Below are 2724 nucleotides of genomic sequence, written 5' to 3'. Positions count from 1 at the left end.
GTCCTGCGACGGCGCAACGGGTGGCGGCCAACAGCCGCCGCTGGTGGCGCAATAGCGCCAAGCAGCTCAACAGCGTGCTGAACATCGCCTGGTTTGACCGTATGGGACTACCCAGACTCTCATGACCTAAAACTCTCGAACCGCCCGGTGCGGACCCGCATGCCGGGTGGTGTGGGAGGGGCGCAGTCTAGGAAGACTGCCCCCTATCCCGATGCCGGCGCTCAGTGCCCCAACTGCACCCACAGCTTGTCCAGCCGCTTGACGCTCACCGGTTGCGGCGTGCGCAGTTCCTGCGCGAAGAAGCTCACGCGCAATTCCTCCAGCAGCCAGCGGAACTCGCTCATGCGCTCGTCGGCCGCGCCCTTGCGCTCGGCCAGCAGCCGCCAGTAGCGCTGCTCCTGCGGCCGCAACTCCGCCAGTCGCTGCGCGTCGCGCGCGGGGTCGGCCCGCAGCTTGTCGAGCCGCAGCGTGATCGCCCTGAGGTAGCGCGCGAAGTGCTGCAGCCGAGGCCACGGCGTGTCGGCGATGAAGCGCTTGCCCAGCAGGCGCTGCAGCTGATGCGCGGCGTCGGCGGTGGCGTCGGGCTGCACCTTGGTGTCCTTGATCTTGCGCAGCGCCAGCCCGTACTCGACCAGGATCACGCCGGCCAGCCGCGCGATCTCGTTGGCGATCAGCGTCAGGCGGCCGCGGCCCTCGTCCAGCCTCTGCCTGAAGGCGAACTCGTCGGTCGGCAAGGGCTCCTGCAGGAAGGCCCGGTCGATCGCCACCTCGATGATCTGCGCGCGCAGTTCCTCGGCGGTGCCGAGCGACATGTAGGCGACCGCCATCTTCTGCAGGTCCGGGATGTTCTTCTCGAGGTACTTCAGGGCGTCCTTGAGCTGCAGCGCGAACAGGCGCCTGAGCCCCGCCCGGTGTTTCGCCGCCGCCACCGCGGGCTCGTCGAAGACTTCGATGGTGACCGCATCGGCCGCGTCGACCAGCGCCGGAAATCCGATCAGCGATTGCACGCCGCGCCGCACTTCCATCAACTCGGGCAGCTCGCCGAAAGTCCAGCCGGTGTAGCGCTGGCCGRCCGGCAAGGCCGGTGTCGCCGGCGACTCGACGACGGTATTGCCGGCCGGCTGCGCCGGGGCCCCCGGCCCACTTGGCGCCGGCTCGGCGGAAGCCCGCACATTGAGCCCGGCCAGCGCCTGGAAAGCACCGCGCGCCTGCGTGCCCCACTCGGCCTTCAGGGCGCCGAGGTTGCGACCCATCCCGAGCTGCCGGCCATGCTCGTCGACCACCCGCAGGTTCATGAAGAGATGCGGCGGCAGCATGTCGAGCTTGAAGTCGGCCCGCTTGACGTCGAGGCTGGTCTGGTCGCGCACCCGTTTCAGCAGCGCGTCGGTCAGCGATCCATGGCCGAAGACCTCGGGTGCGCCGAGCACCTCCGCCAGCCGTGCAGCCGACTCGGGCAGCGGCACCAGGCGGGCGCGCGGCTTCTGGGGCAGGCTCTTCAGCAGGGCCTGGATCTTGTCCTTCAGCATGCCGCTGACCAGCCATTCGCAGCGTTCGTCGCTGACCTGGTTCAGCACGAACAGCGGGACGCTGACCGTGAGCCCGTCCCTGGCGTCGCCCGGCTCGTGCAGGTAGGTCGCGGCGCAGTCGACGCCGCCCAGCCGCAGGGTCGGCGGGAACGACTGGGTCGTGATGCCGGCTGCCTGGTGGCGCATCAGCTCGTCGCGCGTCAGGTAGAGCAGCCGCGGCTGTTCGCGGGACTGGCCGCGATACCAGTTCTCGAAGGTCRGGCCGCTCGAGACCTCGGGTGGCAGCTGGGCGTCGTAGAAGGCGTAGATCAACTCGTCGTCGACCAGCACATCCTGGCGGCGAGACTTGTGCTCGAGTCCCTCGACCTCGCGCACCAGCTTGCGGTTGGCCGCCAGGAAAGGCAGCTTGCTTTCCCACTGCCCGCCGACCAGCGCCTCGCGGATGAAGATCTCGCGCGCCGCGACCGGGTCGACCTTGCTGAAGTCGACCCGGCGCCCGCTGTAGACCACCAGTCCGTACAGCGTGGCGCGCTCCAGCGCGGCGACCTGGGCGCCCTTCTTTTCCCAGTGCGGGTCGAGCAGCTGTTTCTTGAGCAGGTGGCCCGCCACCTGCTCGAGCCACTGCGGCTCGATGTTGGCGATGCCGCGGCCGAACAGGCGTGTGGTCTCGACCAGTTCGGCGGCGACGATCCAGCGGCCCGGCTTCTTCTTCAGGTGGGCGCCCGGATGGCGATAGAACTTGATGCCGCGCGCCCCCAGGTAGGCCTCGTCGTCCTCGAGTTTCCAGCCGATGTTGCCGAGCAGGCCCGCCAGCATCGACAGGTGCAACGGCTCGTAGCCGGCCGGCTGCGTGTTGATGCGCCATTTGTGCTCGGTCACCACGGTGAGCAGCTGCGAATGGATGTCGCGCCACTCGCGCACGCGGCGGATGTTGATGAAGTTCTGCCGCAGCAGCTGCTCGTACTGCCGGTTCGAGAGCTTGTGCGTGTCGCCGTGGCCGCCACGCGCATCGAGGATCCACTTCCACAGCCGCAGGTAGCCGCTGAACTCGCTCTTCTCGTCGTCGAACTTCGAATGCGCCTGGTCGGCCTGCTGCTGCATCTCCATCGGCCGGTCGCGCACGTCCTGCACCGACAAGGCGCTGGCGATCACCAACACCTCCTCGAGCGCGCCGCGCGTGCGAGCCTCGACGATCATC

At 68.7% G+C, this 2724-nt stretch carries 1 protein-coding gene; it reads right to left on the bottom strand.

Annotated features, from left to right (window positions below):
- Positions 1-221 precede the first annotated feature (221 nt).
- The coding region (locus AC1DY5_RS50475; protein ID WP_478121823.1) for a DUF3418 domain-containing protein at positions 222-2724 on the bottom strand (2503 nt) is incomplete at its 5' end.

The organism is Variovorax sp. P4_D9 (genome assembly GCF_056401695.1).
The sequence above is the reverse complement of the archived record's forward strand: the minus strand, read 5'-3'. Positions and strand labels throughout refer to the sequence as shown.